The sequence below is a fragment of the Lactobacillus sp. UMNPBX16 genome (assembly GCF_002553775.1).
In the GTDB taxonomy this organism is placed as follows: domain Bacteria; phylum Bacillota; class Bacilli; order Lactobacillales; family Lactobacillaceae; genus Lactobacillus; species Lactobacillus crispatus.
This window is the reverse complement of the sequence record NZ_PCYU01000047.1, coordinates 1-1,733: the sequence shown is the minus strand read 5'-3', so window position 1 is coordinate 1,733 and position 1,733 is coordinate 1. Positions and strand designations below refer to the sequence as shown.

The following is a 1,733-nucleotide window of genomic DNA, read 5'->3' as shown; positions in this document are numbered from 1 at the left end:
TAACAACAGACGATTTTACTATCAATCAGAGCTTGATCAGTATTTAGGCCTTGATCATAACGAGCCCATTGATAAACGCAAAATTGTGGCTTACGCGCGGGTATCTTCCAATGGGCAAAAAGACGATTTAAAAGATCAAGTTGCTTTTTTAAGGCAATTCTTGAATGCTAGAGGCATTATCGCCGATGAATATATCTCAGATATTGGATCGGGCTTAAACTATAAACGTCCTAAATGGCTTAAGTTGATCAAAGACATCGATGCAAATCAGATTAAAGAGATCTACGTTACTTATGAAGATCGCTTTATCCGTTTTGGCTTTAAGTTCTTTCAAGAATTTTGTGCTTGGCATGACTGTAAGATAATCGTCTTAAACAATGAGGATACTTCGCCAGATAAGGAGCTAGTGGAAGACTTAATTAGCGTTATTCATGTTTTTTCATGCCGTCTTTATGGACTGAGAAGGTATAAAAACAAAATAAAGAACGATCCTAATTTAAAAGAATAAGCGATGCATCTATAAAAGGAGGTGGATAAAATGCCAGAATACTATATAAAAACCAAATCCTATGAGCTGTTTCCCAACAAACAGATGAAGGCTGTTTTTGATCGCAATTGCGATTATCGGAGATTCTGCTGGAATGAAGCCTTGGCTTTGTGGAATGACGAATACGATATTAGGCAGCTGATGCTTGATAAAGAGATCAAAGCTGAACTGCGAAAGCCCAAGAGTCAACGCAAATTTACTGCCGAACAAGAAGAAATGCTTGCCAGCTATCCTGCGCCTAATTGGAAAGCCATCAGGAATAAACTAGTGGCAGAAAAAGAAGACTGGCAATTTAGCTATTCAGCCCATCTATTGCAGCTAGCCGTACAGGATTTGGGCAAAGCCTGGCAAAATTTTTTCAATAAGGCTCAAAAAGATTGGGGCAAGCCTAAATTTAAATCTAAGCGGGCTCCCAAGCAAGGCTTCAAGAGCGACCAAGCTAGAATTGTTAATGGCAAGCTGGTTTTGGAAAAGCCTCAAGGGTTGAAAGCAAATTGGCAACCAATAAAATTGTCAGAAAAGCCTTTTGATTATCCTACAGGAACAATGTCTTTCTATCGAGTAAGGGATAGGTATTATGTGGCAATTCCATATAAGATCCCCAAAGATAGGTTCGAAGTCAAAAAGAAAACAGGCAAAGCGACCGGGGTAGATATAAACGTAGGCCATTTCAATTATGAAGATGGTCAGCTTTTGATTATTCCTAAGTCTTTGACCAAAACATACAGCAAAATAAAGCATTATCAAAAGCAGCTGGCAAAGAAGCGAACAGTCAACGGTAGAATTAAAGGTGCGCAAAGCAAGAAATACTTGAAGACGAGAATCAAGCTTCAGGCATCCTATCAGCGTGCCCAAAACATTCAAACGGATTTAATGCATAAATTTACTACTGAACTGGTAAACAATTACGATCAAATAGCGATTGAAGATCTGGGAGTCAAAGGCATGCTTATGAGCCATGTGGCTTCAAAAGGCATGCATCGAAGCATGTTTGGCTTGTTTAGAAAGCTTTTAACATATAAATGCGAATGGTATGGTAAAGAACTGATTATTGCCAACAAGCTATATCCATCAACGCAAAGATGCGCAGCATGCGGCTTGGTCAAAAAAGGCGATGAAAAGATCACGCTGCAGGGCAATAAAAAGCATGGCACCAAGCATAACGAGTTTGTCTGTTATAATCCTA

2 protein-coding genes are annotated in these 1,733 nt (G+C 39.1%); both read left to right on the top strand.

Annotated features, from left to right (window positions below; genetic code table 11):
* On the top strand, positions 1-508 hold a 508-nt coding region (locus tag CP367_RS09430), incomplete at its 5' end, for an IS607 family transposase (protein ID WP_098043557.1).
* Between the two features lie 30 nt (positions 509-538).
* A partial coding sequence (locus CP367_RS09425) for an RNA-guided endonuclease TnpB family protein (protein WP_098043556.1) occupies positions 539-1,733 on the top strand: 1,195 nt, incomplete at its 3' end.